At 66.7% G+C, this 23,130-nt stretch carries 24 protein-coding genes and 2 tRNA genes; 16 read left to right on the plus strand and 10 right to left on the minus strand.

Annotation, left to right across the window (positions count from 1 at the left end):
- Window positions 1-72: 72 nt before the first annotated feature.
- The 10 genes from ACFXHA_RS36980 to ACFXHA_RS37025 all read left to right on the plus strand — a co-directional run bounded on the left by ACFXHA_RS36980 (window position 73) and on the right by ACFXHA_RS37025 (window position 7,047).
- Window positions 73-1,311: a DUF445 domain-containing protein gene (locus tag ACFXHA_RS36980; RefSeq protein WP_379364586.1), complete on the plus strand. Its 1,239-nt coding sequence runs from the start codon at window positions 73-75 to the stop codon at window positions 1,309-1,311.
- A 217-nt stretch (window positions 1,312-1,528) separates the two neighbouring features.
- Window positions 1,529-2,950, plus strand: coding sequence for a short-chain fatty acyl-CoA regulator family protein (locus tag ACFXHA_RS36985; RefSeq protein ID WP_379364588.1), 1,422 nt, complete (start codon window positions 1,529-1,531; stop codon window positions 2,948-2,950).
- A gap of 243 nt (window positions 2,951-3,193) precedes the next feature.
- Entirely contained in the window at window positions 3,194-3,586 is a 393-nt protein-coding gene (locus ACFXHA_RS36990) for a hypothetical protein (protein ID WP_379364590.1), read from the plus strand.
- Window positions 3,576-4,445, plus strand: coding sequence for a hypothetical protein (locus ACFXHA_RS36995; protein ID WP_379364592.1), 870 nt, complete (start codon window positions 3,576-3,578; stop codon window positions 4,443-4,445). Before ACFXHA_RS36990 ends, ACFXHA_RS36995 begins: the two co-directional genes overlap by 11 nt.
- A 126-nt stretch (window positions 4,446-4,571) precedes the next feature.
- On the plus strand, window positions 4,572-4,961 hold the full coding sequence (locus ACFXHA_RS37000; protein WP_379364594.1) for a roadblock/LC7 domain-containing protein: 390 nt from the start codon (window positions 4,572-4,574) through the stop codon (window positions 4,959-4,961).
- A 24-nt stretch (window positions 4,962-4,985) separates the two neighbouring features.
- Window positions 4,986-5,357 (plus strand): hypothetical protein, encoded by a 372-nt coding sequence (locus tag ACFXHA_RS37005; protein WP_379364596.1) that lies wholly within the window; start codon window positions 4,986-4,988, stop codon window positions 5,355-5,357.
- Between the two features lie 223 nt (window positions 5,358-5,580).
- Window positions 5,581-5,652 (plus strand) — tRNA-His (locus tag ACFXHA_RS37010).
- A 27-nt stretch (window positions 5,653-5,679) separates the two neighbouring features.
- A tRNA-Glu gene (locus tag ACFXHA_RS37015) sits at window positions 5,680-5,755 on the plus strand.
- A gap of 309 nt (window positions 5,756-6,064) precedes the next feature.
- Window positions 6,065-6,286: a DUF397 domain-containing protein gene (locus ACFXHA_RS37020; protein ID WP_379364598.1), complete on the plus strand. Its 222-nt coding sequence runs from the start codon at window positions 6,065-6,067 to the stop codon at window positions 6,284-6,286.
- A gap of 44 nt (window positions 6,287-6,330) precedes the next feature.
- Window positions 6,331-7,047, plus strand: a complete 717-nt coding sequence (locus tag ACFXHA_RS37025) for a hypothetical protein (RefSeq protein ID WP_379364600.1) — start codon at window positions 6,331-6,333, stop codon at window positions 7,045-7,047.
- A gap of 20 nt (window positions 7,048-7,067) precedes the next feature.
- Here ACFXHA_RS37025 and recG read toward each other — a convergent pair whose 3' ends face one another.
- Both recG and ACFXHA_RS37035 read right to left on the minus strand, forming a co-directional pair.
- On the minus strand, window positions 7,068-9,341 hold the full coding sequence (gene recG / locus ACFXHA_RS37030) for an ATP-dependent DNA helicase RecG (RefSeq protein WP_379364602.1): 2,274 nt from the start codon (window positions 9,339-9,341) through the stop codon (window positions 7,068-7,070).
- Window positions 9,342-11,204, minus strand: a complete 1,863-nt coding sequence (locus tag ACFXHA_RS37035; RefSeq protein ID WP_379364604.1) for a DAK2 domain-containing protein — start codon at window positions 11,202-11,204, stop codon at window positions 9,342-9,344. It lies immediately after the preceding gene.
- Between the two features lie 223 nt (window positions 11,205-11,427).
- Between ACFXHA_RS37035 and rpmB the strand changes: the two genes are divergently transcribed.
- Window positions 11,428-11,619 (plus strand): 50S ribosomal protein L28, encoded by a 192-nt coding sequence (gene rpmB, locus ACFXHA_RS37040; RefSeq protein WP_011210730.1) that lies wholly within the window; start codon window positions 11,428-11,430, stop codon window positions 11,617-11,619.
- Between the two features lie 87 nt (window positions 11,620-11,706).
- Window positions 11,707-12,204, plus strand: a complete 498-nt coding sequence (locus ACFXHA_RS37045; protein WP_379364606.1) for a GNAT family N-acetyltransferase — start codon at window positions 11,707-11,709, stop codon at window positions 12,202-12,204.
- Here the strand turns inward: ACFXHA_RS37045 and ACFXHA_RS37050 are convergent.
- From ACFXHA_RS37050 to ACFXHA_RS37060, 3 genes are read right to left on the minus strand one after another with little or no spacing between them, the layout of a single operon-like run.
- On the minus strand, window positions 12,188-12,448 hold the full coding sequence (locus ACFXHA_RS37050) for a hypothetical protein (RefSeq protein WP_379364608.1): 261 nt from the start codon (window positions 12,446-12,448) through the stop codon (window positions 12,188-12,190). The genes ACFXHA_RS37045 and ACFXHA_RS37050 overlap by 17 nt on opposite strands.
- Before the next feature lie 35 nt (window positions 12,449-12,483).
- Complete coding sequence (locus ACFXHA_RS37055) at window positions 12,484-13,161, minus strand: uracil-DNA glycosylase (RefSeq protein WP_379364610.1); 678 nt, start codon at window positions 13,159-13,161, stop codon at window positions 12,484-12,486.
- Window positions 13,162-13,208: 47 nt separating this feature from the next.
- Window positions 13,209-14,168 carry a thiamine-phosphate kinase gene (locus tag ACFXHA_RS37060; RefSeq protein ID WP_379364833.1) on the minus strand — a complete coding sequence of 320 codons (960 nt, stop codon included), beginning with the start codon at window positions 14,166-14,168 and terminating at the stop codon, window positions 13,209-13,211.
- Between the two features lie 109 nt (window positions 14,169-14,277).
- Here ACFXHA_RS37060 and ACFXHA_RS37065 point away from each other — a divergent pair, with 109 nt between their 5' ends.
- Complete coding sequence (locus ACFXHA_RS37065; protein ID WP_379364612.1) at window positions 14,278-14,979, plus strand: DUF3515 domain-containing protein; 702 nt, start codon at window positions 14,278-14,280, stop codon at window positions 14,977-14,979.
- A 12-nt stretch (window positions 14,980-14,991) separates the two neighbouring features.
- Here ACFXHA_RS37065 and ACFXHA_RS37070 read toward each other — a convergent pair whose 3' ends face one another.
- From ACFXHA_RS37070 to ACFXHA_RS37080, 3 genes are all read right to left on the minus strand, one after another.
- Entirely contained in the window at window positions 14,992-15,291 is a 300-nt protein-coding gene (locus tag ACFXHA_RS37070; protein ID WP_379364614.1) for a DUF6191 domain-containing protein, read from the minus strand.
- A 77-nt stretch (window positions 15,292-15,368) separates the two neighbouring features.
- On the minus strand, window positions 15,369-16,466 hold the full coding sequence (locus ACFXHA_RS37075; protein ID WP_379364616.1) for a D-alanine--D-alanine ligase family protein: 1,098 nt from the start codon (window positions 16,464-16,466) through the stop codon (window positions 15,369-15,371).
- A 44-nt stretch (window positions 16,467-16,510) separates the two neighbouring features.
- A complete protein-coding gene (locus ACFXHA_RS37080; protein ID WP_379364618.1) occupies window positions 16,511-17,506 on the minus strand; it encodes an NAD(P)H-dependent glycerol-3-phosphate dehydrogenase in 996 nt (331 codons plus the stop codon).
- Window positions 17,507-17,611: 105 nt separating this feature from the next.
- On the opposite strand from ACFXHA_RS37080, the gene cofC reads away from it, so the two are divergent.
- The 3 genes from cofC to ACFXHA_RS37095 all read left to right on the plus strand — a co-directional run bounded on the left by cofC (window position 17,612) and on the right by ACFXHA_RS37095 (window position 21,521).
- Complete coding sequence (gene cofC, locus ACFXHA_RS37085) at window positions 17,612-18,313, plus strand: 2-phospho-L-lactate guanylyltransferase (RefSeq protein WP_379364620.1); 702 nt, start codon at window positions 17,612-17,614, stop codon at window positions 18,311-18,313.
- A 62-nt stretch (window positions 18,314-18,375) separates the two neighbouring features.
- A complete protein-coding gene (locus tag ACFXHA_RS37090) occupies window positions 18,376-20,541 on the plus strand; it encodes an RNA degradosome polyphosphate kinase (protein WP_379364622.1) in 2,166 nt (721 codons plus the stop codon).
- Entirely contained in the window at window positions 20,538-21,521 is a 984-nt protein-coding gene (locus tag ACFXHA_RS37095; protein ID WP_379364624.1) for an NUDIX domain-containing protein, read from the plus strand. Before ACFXHA_RS37090 ends, ACFXHA_RS37095 begins: the two co-directional genes overlap by 4 nt.
- Window positions 21,522-21,684: 163 nt before the next feature.
- Here the strand turns inward: ACFXHA_RS37095 and ACFXHA_RS37100 are convergent, their stop codons facing one another.
- Both ACFXHA_RS37100 and leuD read right to left on the minus strand, forming a co-directional pair.
- Window positions 21,685-22,323 carry an HU family DNA-binding protein gene (locus tag ACFXHA_RS37100; protein ID WP_379364626.1) on the minus strand — a complete coding sequence of 213 codons (639 nt, stop codon included), beginning with the start codon at window positions 22,321-22,323 and terminating at the stop codon, window positions 21,685-21,687.
- Between the two features lie 156 nt (window positions 22,324-22,479).
- Complete coding sequence (gene leuD / locus ACFXHA_RS37105) at window positions 22,480-23,088, minus strand: 3-isopropylmalate dehydratase small subunit (protein ID WP_379364628.1); 609 nt, start codon at window positions 23,086-23,088, stop codon at window positions 22,480-22,482.
- Between the last annotated feature and the right edge of the window lie 42 nt (window positions 23,089-23,130).

Here is a 23,130-nt window from a genome sequence, read left to right on the forward strand (position 1 = left end):
CTGAGCCGTCGATACGAATAATCGTCATCCGAAATACGAATACTCGCACCGAGGAGCAGGCATGGCAACCACGTGGACGCAGGAGCGCAGCGCGTCGTGATCGCGGACTTCGCCGACCACTGGCTGCTCTACTGCTCGATACCCGTCGTCGCCGCGCTGATCGGCTGGATCACCAAGATCGTGGCCGTGCGGATGCTGATGTATCCGCTCGAATTCAAGGGCATCCCACCGTGGCTGGGCTGGCAGGGCGTGATCCCCCGCTCCGCGCCGCGGATGGCCACCATCGCGGTGGACCTGATGTTCGGCAAGCTCATCGATCCGCAGGACATCATCGCCCGCATCGATCTCGCCGAACTGACCACGCGCCTGCGCGAACCCCTGGACGCCGGTGTCGATTACATGGTCCGCGCCATGATGCTCAAACATCAGCCCCGGCTGTGGGTGAACATGCCCGATTCCGCGCAGCGCGCCATCATCGAACGCGCGCAACGGGATCTGCCGCAGTTGATCGAGGACCTCGTCTACGACCTGCGCACCAATATCGACCAGGTGATGGACCTGCGCGGCATGGCCATCAGCGCGCTGGTGGACGACAAGTCGCTACTGGTGGAGATGGTGCGGCGGGTGGGCCGCAACGAGTTGCGCTTCATCGTGCGCTCGGGCCTGATCTTCGGCACGGTGCTCGGCTTCGTGCAGATGATCACGTGGTCACTGACCCATTCCTCCTGGCTCATGCCCGCTTTCGGCGGTTTCACCGGGTTGGTCACCGACTGGCTGGCACTGCAGATGATCTTCCGGCCGATCCGCCCGGTCGGTATCGGACCGTTCAAGTGGCAGGGCCTCTTCCACAAGCGCCGCGAGGAGGTCTGCACCGACTACGGCGACCTCATCGCCACCGAGATCCTCACCCCGGCACGCATTCTCGAAGCGGTCCTCAACGGGGAACGAGCCGACCGGTTGGCCTCGATCCTCAGCCGCCACGTCAGCGACTTCCTGGAGTTGCAGACCGGCCCCGCCCGCCCACTCATGCTGATGGTGGCCCGCGACAGCTACACCGCCCTGGAACGCGATGCCGTCACCTTCGTGCTCGATCACGTCAAGGCCGCCGCACACTCCGGCTTCGACCGGCACGCCATGGAGGCCCTCGATGTCCGCAACCTGGTGATCGAGAAGACGAAACAACTGACCGACGACGAATACGAGGGCCTGCTGCGCCCGGCCTTCAAACAGGACGAATGGAAGCTGGTCGCCATCGGCGCGGTCCTCGGGTTCCTGGTCGGCGAACTCCAGGTTCACCTGATTTTGGGATGAACCCGCTGATATCGCGGCACATTCCGGATGCCGTTCCACCTCGGTGGCGTCGGGTTGGTCGTACGATGGGGACTCGCTTCAGAAACCGCCCGTAGTACCGAATTCGCATGCTACGCAGCACCGCCGTCACGATGAAGTGGCACGCAGGGTGGGCGAAATCCTGGCGAGTCTCCCCAATTTGCGATGTTTGCGAAGCCGAATCGGTACCATCCTGCACGTGCGCAAGATGTATGCGGGGGCCCGACTACGACGGTTGCGCGAGGAACGGCGGATGACCCAGGCGGCCTTGGCCAAATCCCTGGATCTGTCCCCCAGCTACCTCAACCAGCTCGAGCGCGATCAACGACCGCTCACCATTCCCGTGCTGCTGAAGCTGAATTCGACGTTCGATCTTGATGTCCAGTTCTTCGCCGCGGACTCCGACGCCCGCCTGGTGTCGGACCTACACGAGATCCTGGTCGAGGCGGCGGGCGGGAACGCCGCCCCGGTGGCCGAGGTCGAAGACCTCGCCACCCGCATGCCCGAGGTCGCGAAAATCGTTGTGGCCATGCACCGCCGACTACGCGCGGCGACCGACCAGTTGGACCTCTTGTCCTCCAAGGTGGCCACCCCCACCGGCGCACCCGGGGTCCCCATGCCCTACGAGGACGTGCGCGACTTCTTCTACGACCATCACAATCACATCGCCCAGCTGGATCTCGCGGCCGAGCGGCTGTTCGACGAGAGCGGGCTGACCATCGGCTCACTGGACCGGCAGCTGGCCCGGGTGGCCGAGGAACGCGCCGGAGTCACCGTGCTGGTACGCGGCGACGGAGCCGATCCGAACATCCCCAAGCGCCACTACGAACCCGAGTCGCGCACCCTCACCCTGGCCCGGCGGCTGCGCCCCGGACAGCGCGCCTTCCAGATCGCCACCACGCTCGCCTTCCTGCTGCACGGCGCGTTGCTGGACGAGGTGCTGGACGAAAGCCCCACGCTCACCGACGAATCCCGCACCCTGGCCCGCATCGGGCTGGCGAACTACTTCGCGGGCGCGCTCATCCTGCCCTACGGCAAGTTCCTGCGCTCGGCCGAGGAACTGCACTACGACATCGATCTGCTGAGTCTGCGTTTCGAGGTCGGCTTCGAGACGGTCTGCCATCGCCTGAGCACCCTGCAGCGGCAGGGGCAGCGCGGGGTGCCGTTCTTCCTGATCCGCACCGACCGGGCCGGCAATATCTCGAAACGCCAGTCCGCCACCGCCTTCCACTTCTCCCGGGTCGGCGGCAGCTGCCCGCTGTGGGTGGTGCACGAGGCGTTCAATCAGCCCGGCCGGATGCTCAGTCAGATCGCGGCCATGCCGGACGGTCGCCGGTATCTGTGGGTGGCCCGCACCACCACGCCGACACCGACCGGGTTCGGAACGGCCGGTAAGGAATTCGCCATCGGACTGGGCTGCGATATCGAGTACGCCGACCGGCTGGTGTACTCCCGCGGCCTGGAACTGGACGATCCGGCCGCGGCCGTCCCCATCGGCGCGGGCTGCAAGGTGTGCGAGCGCCCCAACTGTGCCCAGCGCGCCTTCCCGCAGATCGGCCGGCCACTGGCGATCAGCGAGCACACCAGCTCGGACTTGCCGTATCCCCGTATGCCCCGGTGACTTTCTCCCCTATCGCGGGGAAACGTGGTGCGGTATTGCGCAATTCCCGCATCCATATTGGATATCCACTGCGTCGCATTGCATCAGAACCGAAAGGTATCTAATACCGTCAAGTATTCTTGATCCGCTACCGGCGAGAACGATGACAGCTATCGATTAATCCGGCGTTTGCCACACATCACGAGCACATCATGTGTAGCGTCTGGATTCGCTCGAAGTCTCTCGATAACAAGCGGTGGCGCGGTGATCGGTATTGACGGATGTCTCAAACGCATCATGGACATTCCCGGCGCACGCAGCGTCACCCTCGTAGACGGCGCGAGCGGTCTGGCCATTGCGGCCGCCGGGCGTCACGACGTGGTCGACCAGCACGAAGACGCCGCCGCCGCAACCGATGTCGTGCGGTCGGTGCTCACCTCACCGGCCCTCGTCACCGGACTCCCCGGCGACGACATCACCGAGATCATCGTGTGCGGAACGCGGGGATATCACCTGCTGAATTTGATCGACGGCGATTTCGACGGGCGGCTTTTCGTGCACATCCTCTTCGACGGCGACAGTGGCAATCTCGCCATGGCCCGATACCAGCTGCGGGCAATTCTCGCCGAATTTGCCGAGGACGATCATGGACAGTGAACTCCTGATCGAACTGCGGCGGCTCGAGCAAGAACACGGTACCGGCGTACTGACCGTGGGCGACGGCGCATTTCACCTAGTCGAAGGAGCCATCGTCGCCGCCGAATGCGAGCGCACCACCGGACTCGACCGGATGGTGGTGGCGTCCGGAGTGGCGACCACCGAGCATTGGCGGCGCGCTCGCACCGGCGGCGACGATCGGCTACTGACCAGCCCACGTTTGGAAACCCTTGCGCTGCTGTCGGTCTTCGACGCCGCCTACGTGATGCTGGGGGCGCCGGTACTGCTGCCCCAACCGCCGGACGCACCGGTGGTGGAGTTCCGGCCCGGGCCCAAACACCGTCTCGCCCATGCCTGCCGGATCACCCCGGGTGCGCTCATCCACGAATGCGCGCGGCGCGGCGACCCCGGCGCGGGGGTGTGGCCGGTCGAACTGATCGACCGCGTCACCGTCGTCCCGGCCCGGCGGGTGCGCCGCCGGCGTGTGGTCCTCACCGGCGGCCAGGCCGAGGTGCTCGCCGCCGTCGACACCCGCCGCACCGTCAGCGCCCTCGCCGAGGAACTGGGGCGCACCACCTACGGCTGCCTGCTGGCGGTCCGTGAACTCACCGCGATCGGACTGATCGAGCCACCGGTCACGGTGACTCTCACCGACCGCGTCAGCACCGCACCGGCCGCGCCCCTCGCGGCCGGTGCGGTCGGTACGGAGGAGGCCGAACCCGCCACCGCCGCACCGGATTCCCCGCCGCCCCTGCGTCGGCGGGTCCGGCAGGCCGCCGTGGTCGCCGTCCCCGACCGCTGGGAACCGCCCGACCGGGACGTACTCATACGCCTGCGTGCGGCGCTGGAGGAGCTGTGAAGCAACAGATAGGGAGGCGGCCTTGGAGGAACTCGCGTGACCGCGCGGAAGAGGCGGCTCGGTGAATTGATAGGAAGGTTGACCAAAGTGGCGATGTCCGGCCCAGAACCGAACACGCAGGTAGTCATGGAGCTGAAAGCACTGCGGGACCGGGTACCGCAGCTGATCGGCACCCTGGTGGCATCCACCGACGGGCTGCTCATCGCGCACGATCTGCCCCCGAACATCGAGCCCGCGGGCATGGCGGCGCTGACGGCGGCGCAGCTGTCGCTCTCACATCGACTGGCCGCCACCGCCAATGGCGGCGGCTTCCACGAGGTGGTGGTACACGGCGAAGGCGGGGACGTCGTGATCTACGCCGTCGGCTGGACCGCCTCGCTCACCGTACTCACCGGCCCCGGCGCGAATATCGGCCGCCTGCACCTGGAATCGCGGCCGGCCGCCCGCACCATCGCCGATCAATTGGCGGCCGTCGCCCCCGAGGCCGCCCCGACACCGACTCCCAACCCCAAGTGATAACACCGATTGAAAGGAAAACCCATGTCCAACATGGATATAGCACTGAAGGACATGATGGTGATCGACGGCGCCATCGGCGCGGCCGTGGTCGACTACAACAGCGGCATGGCACTGGGCATGCTCGGTAGCTCCAAGGCCCTCGACCTGCAGGTCGCCGCCGCCGGCAACACCGAGGTGGTGCGCGCCAAGATGCGCACCATCGACCAGCTGGGCATCAAGGAGGACATCGAGGACATCCTCATCACGCTCAGCGGGCAATACCATGTCATCCGGCCCATGACCGGGCGGAAATCCAAGGGACTGTTCCTGTATCTCGCGCTGGACCGCGGCCGCGCCAACCTCGCCATGGCCCGCCACCGGCTCAAGGGGATCGAGGAAGACCTCGAGGTGTGAGACCAACCCCGAGATAAATAGGTGGCGTCGGCCGCGCGGCGGAGTTAGCGTTACATCCATCATCCCGCCGACGACGAAAGGACCGGCAGTGCAGCATCATTCGACCTCCGTCGCCGCCGCGTCGTCGTCCGCCTTCCGAGAACATCTTGCGCCGGAAGCGCTTACCTCAGACCATCGCAGCCGCTGACTATCCGCACGGCTCCACCCCGTGCGCACCCCATGTTGAGCGAAGCCGAAGTGGTCGAGGCACCGGTTTGTGACACCGGTATCAGCGGGTTCGAGTCCCGTCGCTCAGCCTTCTTCCCTGGATAGTCAGCCTCACGGCGCAGTTGCTCTGCTGGCATGGGCAGCCTGATTTTCACTCAGGACCCTCGTCGGTTCGATTCCGACTTGCGTCACCGCAGGCAACGGTGCTTGACGCGCCGATTGCCACCCACTGCGGATTCCCACATACACCCCGAACAGGCGAAAGCCGCGCTCCCCCAGGCTGTCGGCCCGAGGCTTCATTCTTGAATCTTCATAATGGGTTGTCGTTTCGAGTCGATCGGAGCAATGGTTCGCCCTGGCTTCGGTAGTGTGGTTGCGATCGCGAAACGATCGAAATTCGCTCAGCCGATGCCAGACGGCGTTGTCCCGCATCGCGGACCTGTCCGGCTGCCTCCCTTGTCCTCGGCCCGGACCACACCAGGATTGGGAAGGAATCGGTGATGATCACCAAGGCGGACCTGCCCACGGGGCTCCTGCCGCAGCACACCGCGGTCGGCGATCCCGAGCGCAGCTGCGTCCAGGTGGGCTATCTACCCGGCCGCGGCATCGTGGTCGCCCACAGCCAGGAAGGCGGCAACGGTGCGGTGCTGCTGTTCACGGTCCGCGAATGGGAAGCCTTCATCAGAGGCGTGAAAGCCGACGAATTCCCCGCCATGGCCTAGCCGAGAGCAGACGCTCGGGCCGCGACGCATTAGGTTCGGTGGCTGTGGCGGTCGAATATCGGGTCGGGGACATAGTCGAATTGTCCTGTCCGTTCACCGAAGCCAGGGTGAACGCGCTGACCGAGGACGAGGTCCCGGTCGAATGGCCGTGGCGGGCCGCGGATCCCGACGGTGCCGGGGGCGCGGGTCGGATTGGCATTCCGCCGACACTGGTCCGGATCACCGAGGTGAGTCACCGACAAATCGGCTTCGTGCCCGCGGGCCCGCACCGGGGACCCGACGCCGAACCGCACACCGCCACCTTCGATCTTGATGACGCCGTCCCCCGCACCGTGGAATTGCGGTTCCGCCCTTACGTATTCCTCGAACCCGGCGACGAGGTCGCCGACGCCGCGGCGCGGGTGTGGCGGTTCGAGTCGGCCTGGGACTGGCACCCCTTCGACGGCCGGGCGGGTACTGCGCCCAGCTGGCCGCTCATGCTGCTGACCCGCCACGGGGACAGCGGTAGCGATTCGGCCGCCGTCGATGTCGGGGAAGCCACCCACACCGGTTCGCATCACGAGGAACTCGCGCAGTGGGCGGAACTGGCCGGGCTGGAGACCGAACCCGACACCGCAGCCGAACCCGACAGTGACCTCGGGCTCGACGACGACCTCGGGCTCGACGACACCGAACCCGAGAGCTACAGCGACACAGGATTCGACGACGACAGCGAACTCGACTTCGACAACGAGGCCGCACCCGTCGAGCCCCTGGACTAGCCGACGTCACCCGTCATACGTCAGGACTTGGCCAGGTACTCCAGACGTTCGCCGTCGACGGCTGCGCGCATCATGCTTGCCAGGCCCGGGTGGTTCTTCAGGCCCGGATCGGATTCGACGATCTCGCGGGCCAATTGTTGTGCGGCGGTAATTACTTCGAGGTCATCCAGGAGGGAGAGAAGGCGGAGGCTGCGGGCGGTGCCGGATTGCGCGGAGCCCAGAACGTCACCTTCGCGGCGTTGGCGGAGGTCCAGGACGGCAAGTTCGAAACCGTCGGTGGTGCCCGCGACCGCTTCGAGGCGGGCCATCGCCGTGCCGACCGGGCCGGACTCGGTGATCAGAAGGCAGAGGCCCGCGTGTTTGCCTCGGCCGACGCGGCCGCGCAGCTGGTGTAGCTGGCTGACGCCGAAGCGGTCGGCGTCGACGATCACCATGACCGTGGCGTTCGGGACGTCGACACCGACCTCGACGACCGTGGTGCACACCAGGACATCGATTTCCGCGTCGTTGAAGGCGCGCATCACACGGTCCTTCTCGTCGGCGGGGAGGCGGCCGTGCAGCAGGCCGACGCGCAGCCCCTTCAGCGGGCCGCTGCCGAGCATCTCGTACATGTCCACGGCCGAATGCGTGGTGGGAGCTTCCTTCTCCTCGTCGGATTTCTTGCGGCCCTTGCCTTTTCCGGCCTTACCGTCCTCTTCGTCGCCGATGCGCGAGCACACCACATACGCCTGGCGGCCCGCGTCGACCTCCTCGCGAATGCGTTCCCACGCCCGATCCACCCATGCCGGTTTCACCTTGGCAGGAACGACTTTCGAGGTGATCGGGGAGCGGCCGCGCGGAAGCTGGGTCAGCACAGAGGTTTCCAGATCACCGAGCGTGGTCATGGCGATGGTGCGCGGTATCGGGGTGGCCGTCATGACCAGCAGGTGCGGGCTGGCACCATCCTTGGCCTTGGCGCGCAGGGCATCCCGCTGCTCCACACCGAAGCGGTGCTGTTCGTCGACCACCACCATGCCGAGATCCCAGAACTCGACATTGTCCTGGATCAGCGCGTGCGTGCCGATCACCAGACCCGCCTCACCGGTGACGGCGTCCAACAGCGCGGCCTTCTTCTGGCCCGCCGACATGGAACCGGTCACCAACACCACCTTGGTGGCCAGCTCGTCCGCACCCAGTTCCCCGGCGGTGCCGAGATCGCCGAGCATCTTCTTCAACGACCGATAATGCTGTGCCGCAAGCACTTCCGTCGGCGCGAGCAGCGCGGTCTGCTGCCCGTTGTCGATCACCTGCAGCATGGCGTGCAGGGCCACGATGGTCTTACCCGAACCCACCTCACCCTGCAGCAGCCGGTGCATGGGATGGCTGCGCGACAGATCCGCGGAGATCTCGCCGACGACCGTCAACTGCCCCTCGGTCAACTCGAACGGCAGCCGCTTGTCGAAGGCCGCAGCAATGCCGTCGGTGCGCGGCGGGCACGGTTTGGCGGCCCGTCCCTCCACCTGGTGACGGCGCTCGGCCAGCACCAACTGCAGGGCCATGGCCTCGTCGAAACGCAAACGGCCCCGGGCGGCTTCGATATCGGACTTGTGCTCGGGTAGGTGGATCAGGCGCAGCGCGTCCGAGACCGGGATCAGCGCATGCTCGGTGATCAACGGCTCCGGCAACGGATCGTCGATGGGGTCGAGCTGATCGAGCACCTGCCGCACACAGCGCAGCAGATTCCAGCTCTGCACCTTCGCCGTCGACGGATACACGGGGATGAACTCACGCTCGAAGAACGACATGTCGATGCCCCCGGCACCCTTGGCGCTCTGCGCGAGACCGCGCAACGCACCGCCGCCGTGCACCGAGGTGAGGCTCTCGACCGAGCCCTCACCCTTCTCCGGGAGAATCAGGTAGTCGGGGTGCGAGAGGTTCCATTTCGTGGGCTGCCAGTAGTGCACGGTGCCCGACATCATCGCCCGCGCACCCTCTTTCACCAGGTGGCGCACCTTGTCGCCACTGAAGAAGGTGATCTCCACCGGTTTGGTGCCGCCCGCGTCCAGGCTCACCTTCAGCAGGCTGCCCTTGCGGTTCTTCATCGGCCGCAGATCGGTCTTGGTGATCCGGCCGATCACCGTGAGATGCGCGCCCTCCTCGGGCTCCTCCTCGGTCAGCGGCTGCCCCTGCGTGGCATAGCGCAGCGGATAGTGCCGCAGCAGATCCTCCACGGTCTGCATGTCGAAACTCTCCTGCAGCTGCTCGGCCGCCTTCACCCCGAGCACATGATCCAACCGATCAGCCAGTGTCGCCATCTATTCCACCCCGATCTGGACTACATCTCCCGCTTGCCCGCCCGGATACACAACCACCTCCACGCCCGGGAAACCGGCGGCCACATGTTCCGCCAGCTCCTGCGAAAGCCCTTCCGGCGCATCGCATCCGATAAGCATCGTCACCAATTCCCCACCCAGGCCCAGCATCCGATCCAACAGCGTCCGCCCGGCGGCCCGCACATCCGAATCGATCACCACCACGTCCTGCCCCACCAGCCCGAGCCCATCCCCCGCCTCACACATGCCGACCATGGTGAGGGCCCGTTCCGGCGCGACCCGCAATGCGCCCCAACGACTTCCAGCCGCCGCCTCCGACATGGCGAACGCATCGTCGGCAGCAGCCCGCCCCGCGTCATGCATGGCCAACGCCGCCAACCCCTGCACCATCGACCCGCACGGCAGCATCAAAACCTCCCGCTGCCCATCCCGCGCCGCCACACTCACCGCCACCAACTCGTGCGCCGGCAACGCCCCGTTCGGCAACACCAGCACCTCCCGCCGAGCCACCCCCCGAATCGCCTCCAACAACACCTCGGCGGTCACCGCCCCCTCCAACACCACCGCCCCGCCGTCCTCGAACAACCGCACCGCCCCCGGCCCGGTAACCACCGCCAGAATCGCCCGATCGGCGACACTGCGATCGGCATGCATATCCGCGGTCAACGTCTCGATCCGAATCCCACTCAACTGCCCGGCCGCCAGCCCCGCCTCCACGGCAGCACCGGCATCCGCGCAATGCACATGAGCGGACCAGGTCTGAGCCCCGTCCCCCACGACAACCACCGAATCCCCCAGTGCATCAAGCTGATCCCGCAATGCGTCGACCCGAGGCTCATCGGTATCGCGCACCAGGAACATGACCTCATACTGCGGCGCGACGGCAGCCCCACCCGTCATCCCGGCGTGCTTTTGGCCGGGATCCAACGCCGTGGGGTGGATTCCGGCCAGAAGCACGCCGGAATGACGAAGGGGGCCGCCGGCCCCGCCGCCGCGTTCGGGCCCGCCACGCCGATATTCAGGCCGAGTCGGCGCAGTGCCACCGGCCGCCGCCACCAATTCATCCAAGAGGACAAGCAATCCACGCGCCCCCGCATCGACCACTCCGGCCTCGCGCAGCACCCCCAACTGCGTCGGCGTCTCCCCCAAAGCCTTGGCCGCCCCATCCGCTGCCGCGAGCGCGACCGAGACCAGATCCCGCTCCGAACAATCTGCCGCCCGCTCGGCCGCTCGATCCAGCACGGTGAGCATGGTCCCCTCGACCGGCGAACTCAGTGCCTCCCGCACCAGTCGCGCGGCCTGCCGCAACGCGACCCGCAACGACCTTTCGGTCAGTGGCCCGTCGACGGCGGCATCCGAAATACCCCGCAGCACCTGCGAAAGGATGATCCCCGAATTTCCCCGCGCGCCGATGGTTGCCGCCCGAGCCATGGCCGCCGCGACCTCACGCGCCTGCGGTCCGGTCGCTTCCTCGATGGTCAGAGCTCCCTCGTCATCGGCCTGCGCGGACGCGAGGCCAGTGACTTCGGCCACCGCGGGCAAACGATCGTCCGAGGACGGATCGGGCGCGGGCACGGCGGATTCCTCGGCCCCGCGCACGGCGGCGCGCATTGTGCTGAGCAGGTTGGTGCCGGTGTCGGAGTCCGGGACCGGGAAGACATTGAGGGCGTTGATCTCGTCGCGGTGGCGTTCGAGGGCGGCGAGGGTCGAGCGACCCCAGCTCAGCAGGGCAGTACCGTCGAGCGCGTCCGCTACCCCGGGCACCGTCACCGTCCTTCCGCTCACGTCGTGGAATACCGCAGCCAGCCTAGTCGGGTAGCCCGACACCACGCTGTCACCTGGCATTCGTACGGCGCATACGCGGCGCGGACGGGGGACCCAATTGGACATCGGATGCAGGGGTTGGCTAGTCTTGTGCGGTTGCCTCACGCAGGCATGGTCCTGTGCTTCCAGGTATCAGCCCGCGTTGGCCAGCTATTCGCTGGTAGGTACGTCCAAGACATAAGCTTTCGGACACGCTGTGCATCGTGCAGCGGGTCCCACTATGACCATGAAGGAGTTCGCGACTATGGCTGCCGTTTGTGACGTCTGCGCCAAGGGCCCCGGCTTCGGTAAGTCGGTTTCGCACTCGCACCGGCGCACCAACCGTCGCTGGAACCCGAACATCCAGACCGTGCGCGCTCAGGTTGCCCCCGGCAACACCCGCCGCATGAATGTCTGCACCTCCTGCCTGAAGGCGGGCAAGGTCGTTCGCGGCTGATATCCAGTTCTCGTCGGAAGCCCCGGTCCCCCAGAATGGTGGGCCGGGGCTTTTGTCGTACCCGGCCTATCGAATTCAGGGGTGGGAATGAGCGAATGGCAAGTGTCGCCGCTGGCGGCCGAGCACACCGCAGGTCTGGGCATCTGCCATGTCGCCTGCTGGCGTGAGGCGTATCAGGATCTGGTGCCCCAGCATGTGCTGGACGCCTTCGATGTGGTGCAGCGGGCCGCGGCCTGGGATCGGATCCGCGTCCGATATCCCGGACACGTCGTGGTCGCGGTCGTCGACGACGAGGTCGTCGGATTCGCGGCCTGCGGGCCGTCGCGTGAGGAAAACCCGCCCGCCGAACTGGAACTCAGCGCCATGTACGTGCGCGCCGCCTACTACGGGACCGGCCTGGCCCACGATCTGATGCGGGCGGTGCTCTCGGACGAGGACGCTACGTCGCTCTGGGTATTCGAGAAGAACCCGCGAGCGCGGGCCTTCTACGAGAAGTACGGCTTCGAACTCGACGGCGAGCGCCGAGTCGAAGCCTTCACTCCCGCAATGCAGGTGCGAATGGTGCGTACTAGGCAGCACCGTTGAGGCAGTCCACCTGCTGGCTGATCGACTGCACGACGCACGCCAGGCGCGAGGTCACATTCGACGACAGCCCACTCACGCTATTGGTGTCGAACAGGCTGCCCACGGGCTGAACCGTGGTGTGCGTGGTGTCGGGGGTGTAGTTCTCCAACGGCAGCCCGTCGGCATTGGCGACGGCGGGAGCCGCCGCGAGCGCCGCGCCGGCGGCCAGCGCCACGAAAACACCACGGGCAGTCTTGTTCTGCATTCACATGCTCCTGAATCAGGTCAACGGGATTCGCGCTAGGGCAGACGCCAGTCCACCGGTGCGGCCCCTAGGGTACCCAGCAATTCGTTGGTTCGGGAGAATGGCCGCGATCCGAAGAATCCCCGTGACGCCGACAGCGGTGAGGGATGGGCGGATTCGATGTACGGCGTGCTGCCCAGCATCGGCTTCAACGTCGAGGCATCGCGGCCCCACAGAATCGCCACCAGCGGCTGATCGCGGGCAACGAGCGCGCGAATTGCCTGCTCGGTCACCGCTTCCCAGCCCTTGCCGCGATGCGAGGCGGGCTGGCCCGGCTGCACGGTGAGCACTCGATTGAGCATCAGGACACCCTGATCGCACCACGGCGAGAGATCCCCGTTGGACGGCATCGGCAGCCCGAGGTCCTTGGTCAGCTCCGAATAGATATTGGACAGACTGCGCGGAATGGGCGAAACGTCCGGAGCCACCGAGAAACTCAGCCCCACCGGATGCCCCGGCGTCGGATACGGGTCCTGGCCGACGATCAGGACCCGGACCTTGTCGAAGGGCCGTTGGAAGGCCCGCAGCACGTTCTCCCCCTTGGGAAGATAGCCACGGCCCTCGTTGTTTTCGGTTCGCAGGAATTCGCCCATGGCGGCAATGCGGTCGGTCACCGGCTCGAGGGCCTCGGCCCAGCCCGTATCGATGACTTCCGACAGTGGTTTCGCACCCATGTCGGGAAAACCTATCGTGTCGAGATCCATTCCGTCATTGCACCCGTCTATGCGAAGGATTCCCAACCCGCGAGTCCGGATCGGGCACTGCCGTCCACCGTCACGCCCGACCCTGCGCGAACACGGCCGATATGCACCCAGCCTTCGGGCAAATCACCCGAATCGGCGAAGGTCGCGGCGAATGCGTGGTCTTCGCCGCCCGCCAGAATCCAGTCAAGGGGGTTGACACCCAAGGCCTTCCCGACCGCCTCCAACTCGGGCACGGCCAGTGCCGCGGCCTCCAGATCGATGGCGACCCCGGAAGATTCGGCGATATGCCCGAGATCGGCGAGCAACCCGTCGGAGACGTCGGTGAGCGCGGTGACCTCGACGGTGTCCGGCAGCTCCAGCACCGCCTCGTACGGCGGCTGCGGAACCCGGTGCACGGCAACCACATCCGCGAATTCCGCGAGCAGTTCCGCGCTCGCGTCCTCGGCATGCTCCGCCGCCGACAGCACCGCCAGGCCCGCGCCCGACCAGCCGAGCTTCCCGGCCACCGCCACCACATCACCCGGGCGCGCGCCGGAAATCTTGATCGGCGCGCGGCGCGGATCCCCGAACGCCGTCACCGAAATGATCAGCATCGGGCTGCGCACCATATCGCCGCCCGCGATGGACGCTCCGGCCCGACCGGCCTCCGCCCACAGTCCGTCCGTCAGTTCCCGCACGAACTCGACCGGGGTCTCCGAGGGGCAGCCCAGTCCGACCACGAACGCGCTCGGCACCGCGCCCATGGCCACCACGTCGGCGGCGTTCTGCGCGATCGCCTTGCGCCCGATGTCGTGCGCGCTCGACCAGTCGGTCCGAAAGTGCCGGTCCTGCACCAGCATGTCGGTGGTCACCACGAACCGGCCCTCGGGCGCGGCGATCACCGCGGCATCGTCACCGGGCCCGAGCAGCACGCCGCGGGTCTGCGTGCGCCCCGCGTTCACCAGCGCGATGAGCCCGAATTCCCCGAGTTCGCCCACGGTCTGCGCCCCCGGTCCGGACTCCGGCCTGCTGCTGGCGGTGATGACGGTCTCCTTCGGGGCGAGTGTGATGCGGTCGGCTGACCGCTCGACGGTACCCTCGTTCCCGATGAGCAACGACACCCGCGGCACGGAGCCGGACAGCAAAGACACCGAGCCGGACACCACTCCGGAGAGCACCGAATCGGACCAGGCCGACGCCGACGCCGCAACGACTCCGGTGACCGAGGACTCGGACGAATTCGAGACCCGCCGCTCCCCCGCGCTCATCGCCACCGCGGTGGCGCTGCCGATCGCGCTCATCGTCGGCCTGCTGGTCATGGGTGTGCTCGCGAACCGTCATCACAGCCGCGACCCACTCGCCCTCGGCGCGGTGCCCGCGCCCGGCGCGTCCAGCAAGGAGTGCTCGGCGCTGATGACCGCACTTCCGGACAAGATCGGCGATTACACCACCTCCGACCTGGTGGCTCCCGCCCCGGCCGCGACCCACGCCTGGCAGCTGCCCGACGGTGGCGACCCGATCGTGGTGCGCTGCGGCCTGGACCGGCCGCAGGAGTTCAACAAGGCGTCCTCGACCAACCAGATCCAGACGGCCAAGGCCATCGGTAAGGACCAGGGCGTCAACTGGTTCGAGCTGCGCGACCCCACCAGCGGCGTCACCTCCGGCACCTACTGGGCGGTGGACCGCGGCACGTACATCGCGGTGACTACCCCGGACAAGGCCGGAGCGACTCCGTTGCAGGATATTTCGGCGGCGATCCAGCAGACGATTCCGCAGCAGGCGATGGATCCCAACCCGCTGCCGAACTGACAGATATATCTTTCAGGGCTTACGGAGAACGACTTTTCCGGCGGTGAGATCGACATCCACCCCGTCGTCGCCGTCGCCCGGGTTCTCCCGGTGCATGAGCACCGAGTGCCGCTGTTCGATCTCGTGCTGCTTGCCCGCGTTGAACACCGCGTCGAACTGCTCCATCCCGACGGCGGCGGCCTTACGGTCTTCGCCCTCGGTCCGCATCCACGGCAGCGCGGTGCGGCCGGTCGCCTTGCGGTAGGCCACATCCGCGAATGCCACCACGATGATCAGCATCGCCAGGCCCGGAATCGTCATAGCCACGATCACCCGATCGAGGCTACGCGCCGGGCGGGTGGCCCGGCGTCAGCCTGAAGTCGGATATCAGCCCTGCCCGAAGGGGAGATTCAGCGCAGCCCGGTGCCGCGCGCCCGCGCGGTCTCGATGAGCGTGCTCACCAGCGTCCGGTTGTCGATGCCGGTGGCTTCCCACATGCGCGGGTACATGGAGATGGAAGTGAATCCTGGCATGGTGTTGATCTCGTTGATGACCGGCCCGTCGGCGGTCACGAAGAAGTCCACGCGCGCCAGCCCCTGGCAGTCCAGCGCCCGGAACGCCCGCACCGCAAGCTCCCGAATCTCCTGCGACACATCGTCGTCCAGCTTCGCCGGAACATCGAACTCGCAGACGTCGTCGAGGTACTTGGTGTCGAAGTCGTAGAAGTCGGGGGCCTCGGTGTCGTCCTCGGGCATTCGAATCTCGGCCACCACACTGGCTTCCACCCGGCCGTCCGGGAATTCCAGTACGCCACACTCGACTTCGCGTCCGACGATGCCCGCCTCCACGATCACCTTCGGATCATGTTCGCGCGCAACGGCAATCGCGGCATCCAGGTCGGCCCAGCGGTCCACCTTGGTGATGCCGATGGAGGATCCGCCGCGCGCGGGCTTCACGAACACCGGCAGCCCGAGACGCTCCCGGTCGGCGTCGGCGACGGTGGCCACACCGGGCCGCAGCACCACCTGCACACCGATCGGAAGTCCTTCGGCGGCAAGGAGTTTCTTGGTGAATTCCTTGTCCATGCCGGCCGCGCTGGCCAGCACGCCCGGACCGACGTAGGGCAGTTCGGCCAACTCCAGCAGACCCTGCAGCGTGCCGTCCTCACCGAACGCGCCGTGCAGCACCGGGAACACCACGTCGACGGTGCCCAGCACCGCGGTCTTGCCGTCCAGCGGCACCAGCGCGCCGGCACGCGACGGGTCGGCGGTCAGGGCCAGCGCGGTACCGGATTCGTCGACCGTGGGTAGCGCGCGGTCCGAGGCGGTCAGCGCCCGCGGGTCCGCGTCGCCGAGCACCCAGGTGCCCTCGCGCGTGATCCCGATCGGAACCGCCTCGTACCGTTCGGGATCGAGGCTCGCCAGCACGGTGCGTGCCGAAACACACGACACCCCGTGCTCATTGCTGCGGCCGCCGAACACCACCGCCACCCTGGTCCTGTTGGTCATGCCCGGAACCGTACCTGGTCGAATATGGCGGCAGTGTTACGCGGTCACTCCGATTTCAACCGGCGGCCCTGCAGTTGCCCGACCGCCTCGGCGGCCGACATGCCCTCGTGGCAGACCTGGTGCACGGCATTGGTCAGCGGCATTTCCACGCCGTGCGCGGCGGCCAGCGCCCGCACCGATGTGCAGGACTTCACACCCTCCACGACCTGGCCATGAGTCGCTTCGAGGGCGGTCTCCATGGACCCGCCCGCGCCCAGCGCATGCCCGAAGGAGCGATTGCGCGACAGCGGCGAGGTACAGGTGGCCACCAAGTCGCCGACGCCCGCCAGGCCTGCGAAGGTGACCGGTTCCGCGCCCACCGCGACGCCGAGCCGGATGATCTCGGCCAGCCCACGCGTGATGAGGGTGGCAATCGAGTTGTCGCCCAATCCCATTCCCGAGGCAATGCCGCAGGCGAGCGCGATGACGTTCTTGCAGGCCCCGCCGATCTCGCAACCGATCACATCGGAATTGGTGTACGGCCGGAAGTAACCGGTGGCGCTGGCCTGCTGAACCGCTTCCGCGCGCGCCACATCCGGGCAGGCGATGACGGTCGCGGCGGGCTGTCCCGCGGCGATCTCGTGCGACAGGTTCGGCCCCGACAGCACCGCGATCCGGCTCGCGTCCGCGCCACTGACCTCACCGATGACCTGACTCATGCGCAGCAGCGTCCCGGTCTCGATGCCCTTGGCCAGGCTCAGCAGCGTGGCATCGGCGGGGATCAGGTCCTTCCAGGCCGCGAGATTGGTGCGCAGCGACTGCGAGGGGACGGCCAGCACCACGATGTCGGCACCGTCCAACGCGACCGCCGGATCATCGGTCGCGGCCATCGCCGGCAGTTCGACATTGGGCAGATACCAAGGATTACGATGTTCGGCCGCTATCACTTTCGCGACCTCCGGCCGCCGCGCCCACATCGTGGTCTCGGTCCCCGCCTCCGCCAACACCTTCGCGAACGCGGTCCCCCACGACCCTGCTCCCAACACCGCTGCCCTAGCCATTGGATCAATATATGCGCGCATGCTGGGAGCCATGCCGTGTGTGGCCACAGCGGAAAATTCGACGCCGCTCACGCGCGCGTCACTTACGAGTGGGAGGATTCGGGCATGCGTCCGTCCGTGCACGCGGTCATCGCGGTGAAGAGTCTCGGACTCGCCAAAAGCAGATTGTCGCCTCGGCTGGATGCGGAGCATCGGCCGCGGCTGGTGCTGGCCATGCTGACCGACACCGTGACGGCGGCGGTCGAGACGCGGGGTATCGCGTCGGTGACCGTGGTGACGCCGGATCCGACCGTCTCCGAACTGGTGCGCGGGCTGGGAGCGGCGGTCCATCCGGAACCCGATATCGTCCCGGCGCACACCAGTGGCCTCAATGCCGCGCTGGCGGCGGGCGCGGCGGCGATCCGGCACCGGTACGGCCCGGTCGATCTGCTTGCCCTGCAAGCGGATCTGCCCGCACTGCATCCGACGGAACTCTGCGACATGCTCTCCAGTACCGGGCATCGCCGCTCGGTGGTCGCCGATCACGAGGGCAGCGGCACCGTCGCCCTGCTGGTGCGCGACGAGGCCACCGCGCTCAACCCGCTCTTCGGTCCGGACTCCGCGCGCCGTCACATTGCCGACGGCGCGGTGGAATTGCTGGGCGACTGGCCCGGACTGCGGCAGGACGTCGACACCGCCGCGGATCTCGAGCGCGCCGCCGCGCTCGGCGTCGGGAAGGCCACCGCTGCGCTGCTCCGTGAATTCGGCGTGTCGCTGGCGTGTCGACCAACAGAAGATCTACGCCGAGCCGGGTCGACACTGTGCTGACGCGGCGTGATCTGCGCTGCAATGGACGGTGTCAGTTCGGCACCCCACCCGCGACATAAGGAATGATCGTGAGAGTGAGCGATACGGATACCGTCAAGCAACCGCCGCTACTACCGGCGGCACCGCCCGCGGCAACCCCTCCGCCCACCGCCGCCACCCCGCTTCCGGCCGACCGGTACGTGAACCGGGAACTGAGTTGGCTCGATTTCAACGCCCGCGTCCTGGCACTCGCCGAGGACCATTCCCAGCCCCTGCTCGAACGGGCCAAATTCCTCGCCATTTTCGCCTCGAATCTGGATGAGTTCTACATGGTCCGCGTCGCCGGGTTGAAGCGCCGCGCCGAGACCGGACTGTCGGTGCGCTCCGCCGACGGCCTCTCCCCCACCGAGCAGCTCGAGATGATCCAGGTCCGCACCCAGGAGATCGCCGAGCGGCACGCCAATGTCTTCCTCGACCAGATCCTGCCCGCGCTGACCGACGAGGGCATCGCGATCATCCGCTGGAACGAACTCGAGGACACCGAAAAGCAGCGCCTGTCCGGGTATTTCCAGGATCAGGTCTTCCCGGTGCTGACCCCCCTGGCCGTCGACCCGGCCCACCCGTTCCCCTACATCAGCGGCCTGAGTCTCAATCTCGCCGTGACGGTGAAGGATTCGGTCACCGGTGGTGAGCACTTCGCGCGAGTCAAGGTGCCCGACAACGTGGATCGCTTCGTGCGCGTCCGCCGTGTCGCGCCCGGCTCGCCGGTGGCCGCCTTCCTGCCCATGGAAGAACTGATCGCCGCCCACCTCGATCAGCTGTTCCCGGGAATGGAAGTGGTGGAACAGCATTCGTTCCGCATCACCCGCAACGCCGACCTGGAGGTCGAGGAGGACCGCGACGAGGACCTGCTGCAGGCCCTGGAACGCGAACTCGCCCGCCGTCGCTTCGGCTCCCCGGTGCGCCTGGAAGTCTCCGACGATATGACCGAGCACATGCTCGATCTGCTGCTGCGCGAACTGGATGTGGACCCCGCCGACGTCATCCAGGTGCCCGGCCTGCTCGACCTGTCGTGCCTGTGGCAGGTCTACGGCGTCGACCGCCCCAACCTCAAGGACGCCCCCTACGTCCCGGCCACCCCGCCCGCCTTCGGCGAACGCGAAACGCCCCGAAACGTTTTCGCCGCCCTGCGCGAGGGCGACGTGCTGGTGCACCACCCCTACGACTCCTTCTCCACCAGCGTGCAGCGCTTCATCGAGCAGGCCGCCGCCGACCCGCAGGTGCTGGCCATCAAGCAGACCCTGTACCGCACCTCGGGCGACTCGCCCATCGTCAATGCGCTCATCGACGCCGCCGAGGCGGGCAAGCAGGTCGTCGCACTGGTCGAGATCAAGGCCCGCTTCGACGAGCAGGCCAACATCAAATGGGCTCGCGCACTGGAACAGGCGGGCGTGCACGTCGTCTACGGCCTCGTCGGCCTGAAGACGCACTGCAAGACCTGCCTGGTGGTGCGGCGCGAGGGTGCCACCATCCGTCGCTACTGCCACATCGGCACCGGCAATTACAACCCCAAGACCGCGCGCCTCTACGAGGATGTCGGATTGCTCACGGCCGCACCGGAGATCGGCGCGGACCTCACCGACCTGTTCAACTCGCTGACCGGGTATTCGCGAAAGGCCAACTACCGCAACCTGCTCGTCGCCCCGATCGGCGTGCGCGCCGGGATCATCGAGCGCATCGAGCGCGAGATGGAACTCGCCGCGCAGGGCGAGGCGGCGCGAATCCGGCTGAAGGCCAACGCCATCGTCGACGAACAGGTCATCGACGCGCTCTACCGCGCGTCGCAGGCGGGCGTGCCGGTGGAGATCGTGGTGCGCGGCATCTGCGGCCTGCGCCCCGGCGTGCCGGGCATGAGCGAGAACATCGAGGTGCGCTCGATTCTCGGCCGCTACCTGGAACATTCGCGAGTGCTGCACTTCCAGGCGCAGGATCAGTACTGGATCGGCTCGGCCGACATGATGCACCGCAACCTCGATCGGCGTGTGGAAGTGCTGGCGCAGGTCAAGGATCCGCGCCTGTCCAAGCAACTGGGCGGCATGTTCGACTCCGCCATGGATCCCGCCACCCGCTGCTGGGTGCTGCGCCCCGACGGCAGCTGGCAGGCCCAGCCCGATCCCGATATCCCCGGCGAGCAGATTCGCGACCATCAGGAGTACCTCATGCGACTGCGGCGTCCGGACCGCCCGTGAGCCCAGCCACCACCGACCCCGCCGCCGAATACGCCGACCCCCCGGTCAAAGCCAACATTCTCGCGGCAGGGGCCGTGTTGTGGCGTCCCGCAGGGGGAACCGGCTCCGACACCGGTTCGGACGCACTCGAAATCGCGCTCGTGCACCGGCCCAAGTACGACGACTGGTCACTGCCCAAGGGCAAGCTGGATCCCGGTGAGACACCGGTGATCACGACCGTGCGCGAGGTCGCCGAGGAAACGGGCCTGAATTCGCGCCTCGGCCGTTATCTCGGCCACGTGACGTATCCGGTGACCGGACATCGCAAACTCAAGCGAGTGGACTACTGGGCCGCCCGGGTCGTCGACGGGGAGTTCGAGGCCAATCTGGAAGTCGATGTGCTGGAGTGGCGTCGGCTCGACACCGTCATGGACGCCCTGTCGTATCCGATGGACCGCACCATCGTCCGTAATTTCCTGCGCCAGCCCGCCGACACCGCCACCCTTCTTCTGGTGCGGCACGCCAAAGCGGGCCGTCACGACCGCTACAACGGCGCCGACGACGACGCCCGCCCCCTCGAAAAGGCCGGTCGCGCACAGGCTCGCGCCCTGGTGCCGAATCTGCTCGCCTTCGGGGCGGCCGAAATCGTCTCCGCCCCAGCGGCCCGCTGTGTCCAAACCGTGACCCCGTTGGCCGAGAACCTGGGCGTGGACGTGGAACTGGAGCCGCTGTTCTCCGAATCCGGTTATGCGGCAGCGCCCGACGCCGCCCTGAAACGTGCCCGCGACCTGGTCTCCGCCGACGTCGTGCGGGTGATCTCCAGTCAGGGCAAGGTGATTCCCGACCTGCTGGAGAACTGGGCCGCCACCGACGGCATCGCCCTGCCCCCGGCTCGCAACCGCAAGGGCAGTGTCTGGGTGCTGTCGTTCCATCAGGGCCGCCTGGTCGCCGCCGACCACCTCGACCGCCACCTGACCCCGACGGATCTCCCCCAAGGCTGACCCGAGAACCCTTGGAACACCCCCGTACCGGCCCGTGAGCGGCCGAATACACCCGTCGCGTAAGACTATTGCCCCCAGAAATGCGAAACGGCCCGGCGATGCCGGGCCGTCTCACATGTCGTCCTGCTTCGAAAACCCCCGTCAGAGACGGGTTGTGGCCTGCTTACCGACGAGCGGTGCGCTTGGCAGCGGTCTTCTTGGCGGGAGCCTTCTTGGCCGTCTTCTTCGCGGTGGCCTTGGTGGCAGCGGCCTTGGCCGGAGCCTTCTTGGCGACCGTGGTCTTCTTGGCCGCAGTGGCCTTCGCCGGGGTCTTCTTGGCGACCGTCTTCTTGGCGACCGTCTTCTTGGCGGTGGCCTTCTTGGCGGGAGCCTTCGAAGCAGCCTTCTTGGCGGTGGTCTTCGCCGGCGCCTTGGTAGCGGCCTTCTTCGCCGTCTTCTTGGCGGTGGTCTTCTTCGCACCCGCCTTACCCGAAACCGGGGCAGCCACACCACGCTTCACGGCCGGGCCGCTCGAAGCGATCTTCTGCTTGCCGGCGATGATCGCCTTGAACTGAGCGCCGGGACGGAAGGCAGGCACCGAAGTCGGCTTCACCTTGACGGTTTCGCCGGTGCGCGGGTTACGAGCAACCCGGGCGGCACGCTTCCGCTGTTCGAAGACACCGAAACCCGTGATGGTGACGCTCTGACCTTTGTTCACAGCACGCACGATCGTGTCGACCATCTGCTCGACTGCAGCAGTAGCGGTGCGCCTGTCAGTACCCAACTTCTCGGTCAGAACATCGATCAGTTCCGCCTTGTTCATTGAATCCTCCGCAGACTAATGGCCCGTCGTCGGACCGACTAGGTACCACGGTAAACCCTTTGCGGGCAAGAGTCTATGTGCCACGCGGAAATACATGACGCATGGCACACGCTCAGCTACCTGGTTTCAGGGTGTTCAGCTAACGCCCATCAATGATTACGTCTGCGAAATACGGGCCGGAATGGTAGCGGGTTTCCAAGTCGGCCTTGCGTTTTCGAACTGACCGATCTCGTCGCTGTGCCGCAGAGTGAGGCCGATGTCGTCCAGCCCTTCGAGCAGCCGCCACCGGGTGTAGTCGTCAATATCGAACGGCAACACGACCGTTCCGGCCGACACGGTTCGCGTCTCGAGGTCCACCGCCAATTCCAAACCCGGCTGTTCCTCGAGCAACTTCCAGAGCAATTCCACATCGCTCTGCGCCATCCGAGCGGTCAGAAGACCGTCCTTACCGGCGTTTCCACGGAAGATGTCGGCGAAGCGGGACGAGATCACCACCCGGAAGCCGTAGTCCTTGAGCGCCCAAACGGCGTGCTCACGTGAGGATCCGGTCCCGAAATCCGGACCGGCGACCAGCACACTACCGCTCTTGTAGGGCTCGGTGTTCAGAATGAAGTTCGGATCCGTTCGCCACGACGCGAACAGACCATCCTCGAAACCCGTTCGGGTAACGCGCTTCAGATAGACCGCCGGGATGATCTGGTCGGTATCGACATTGGATCGGCGGAACGGAACCCCGATCCCCTTGTGGACCTTGAAGGCTTCCATCGTTGATTCTCCTGAGTCGGTGGGGGCGGCCGCATCTGGGCC

Source organism: Nocardia sp. NPDC059240, assembly GCF_042753865.1.
GTDB lineage: Bacteria > Actinomycetota > Actinomycetes > Mycobacteriales > Mycobacteriaceae > Nocardia.

What these genes read in the sequence shown, in the direction of transcription:
- ACFXHA_RS36995 (WP_379364592.1), top strand. Translation starts at nt 3,576, where the DNA reads ATGGACAGTGAACTCCTGATCGAACTGCGGCGGCTCGAGCAAGAACAC.
- ACFXHA_RS37000 (WP_379364594.1), top strand. Translation starts at nt 4,572, where the DNA reads ATGGAGCTGAAAGCACTGCGGGACCGGGTACCGCAGCTGATCGGCACC.
- ACFXHA_RS37005 (WP_379364596.1), top strand. Translation starts at nt 4,986, where the DNA reads ATGTCCAACATGGATATAGCACTGAAGGACATGATGGTGATCGACGGC.
- ACFXHA_RS37020 (WP_379364598.1), top strand. Translation starts at nt 6,065, where the DNA reads ATGATCACCAAGGCGGACCTGCCCACGGGGCTCCTGCCGCAGCACACC.
- recG (WP_379364602.1), bottom strand. Translation starts at nt 9,341, where the DNA reads ATGGCGACACTGGCTGATCGGTTGGATCATGTGCTCGGGGTGAAGGCG.
- ACFXHA_RS37035 (WP_379364604.1), bottom strand. Translation starts at nt 11,204, where the DNA reads ATGCCAGGTGACAGCGTGGTGTCGGGCTACCCGACTAGGCTGGCTGCG.
- rpmB (WP_011210730.1), top strand. Translation starts at nt 11,428, where the DNA reads ATGGCTGCCGTTTGTGACGTCTGCGCCAAGGGCCCCGGCTTCGGTAAG.
- ACFXHA_RS37045 (WP_379364606.1), top strand. Translation starts at nt 11,707, where the DNA reads ATGAGCGAATGGCAAGTGTCGCCGCTGGCGGCCGAGCACACCGCAGGT.
- ACFXHA_RS37050 (WP_379364608.1), bottom strand. Translation starts at nt 12,448, where the DNA reads ATGCAGAACAAGACTGCCCGTGGTGTTTTCGTGGCGCTGGCCGCCGGC.
- ACFXHA_RS37055 (WP_379364610.1), bottom strand. Translation starts at nt 13,161, where the DNA reads ATGGGTGCGAAACCACTGTCGGAAGTCATCGATACGGGCTGGGCCGAG.
- ACFXHA_RS37065 (WP_379364612.1), top strand. Translation starts at nt 14,278, where the DNA reads ATGAGCAACGACACCCGCGGCACGGAGCCGGACAGCAAAGACACCGAG.
- ACFXHA_RS37075 (WP_379364616.1), bottom strand. Translation starts at nt 16,466, where the DNA reads ATGACCAACAGGACCAGGGTGGCGGTGGTGTTCGGCGGCCGCAGCAAT.
- ACFXHA_RS37080 (WP_379364618.1), bottom strand. Translation starts at nt 17,506, where the DNA reads ATGGCTAGGGCAGCGGTGTTGGGAGCAGGGTCGTGGGGGACCGCGTTC.
- cofC (WP_379364620.1), top strand. Translation starts at nt 17,612, where the DNA reads ATGCGTCCGTCCGTGCACGCGGTCATCGCGGTGAAGAGTCTCGGACTC.
- ACFXHA_RS37090 (WP_379364622.1), top strand. Translation starts at nt 18,376, where the DNA reads ATGATCGTGAGAGTGAGCGATACGGATACCGTCAAGCAACCGCCGCTA.
- ACFXHA_RS37100 (WP_379364626.1), bottom strand. Translation starts at nt 22,323, where the DNA reads ATGAACAAGGCGGAACTGATCGATGTTCTGACCGAGAAGTTGGGTACT.
- leuD (WP_379364628.1), bottom strand. Translation starts at nt 23,088, where the DNA reads ATGGAAGCCTTCAAGGTCCACAAGGGGATCGGGGTTCCGTTCCGCCGA.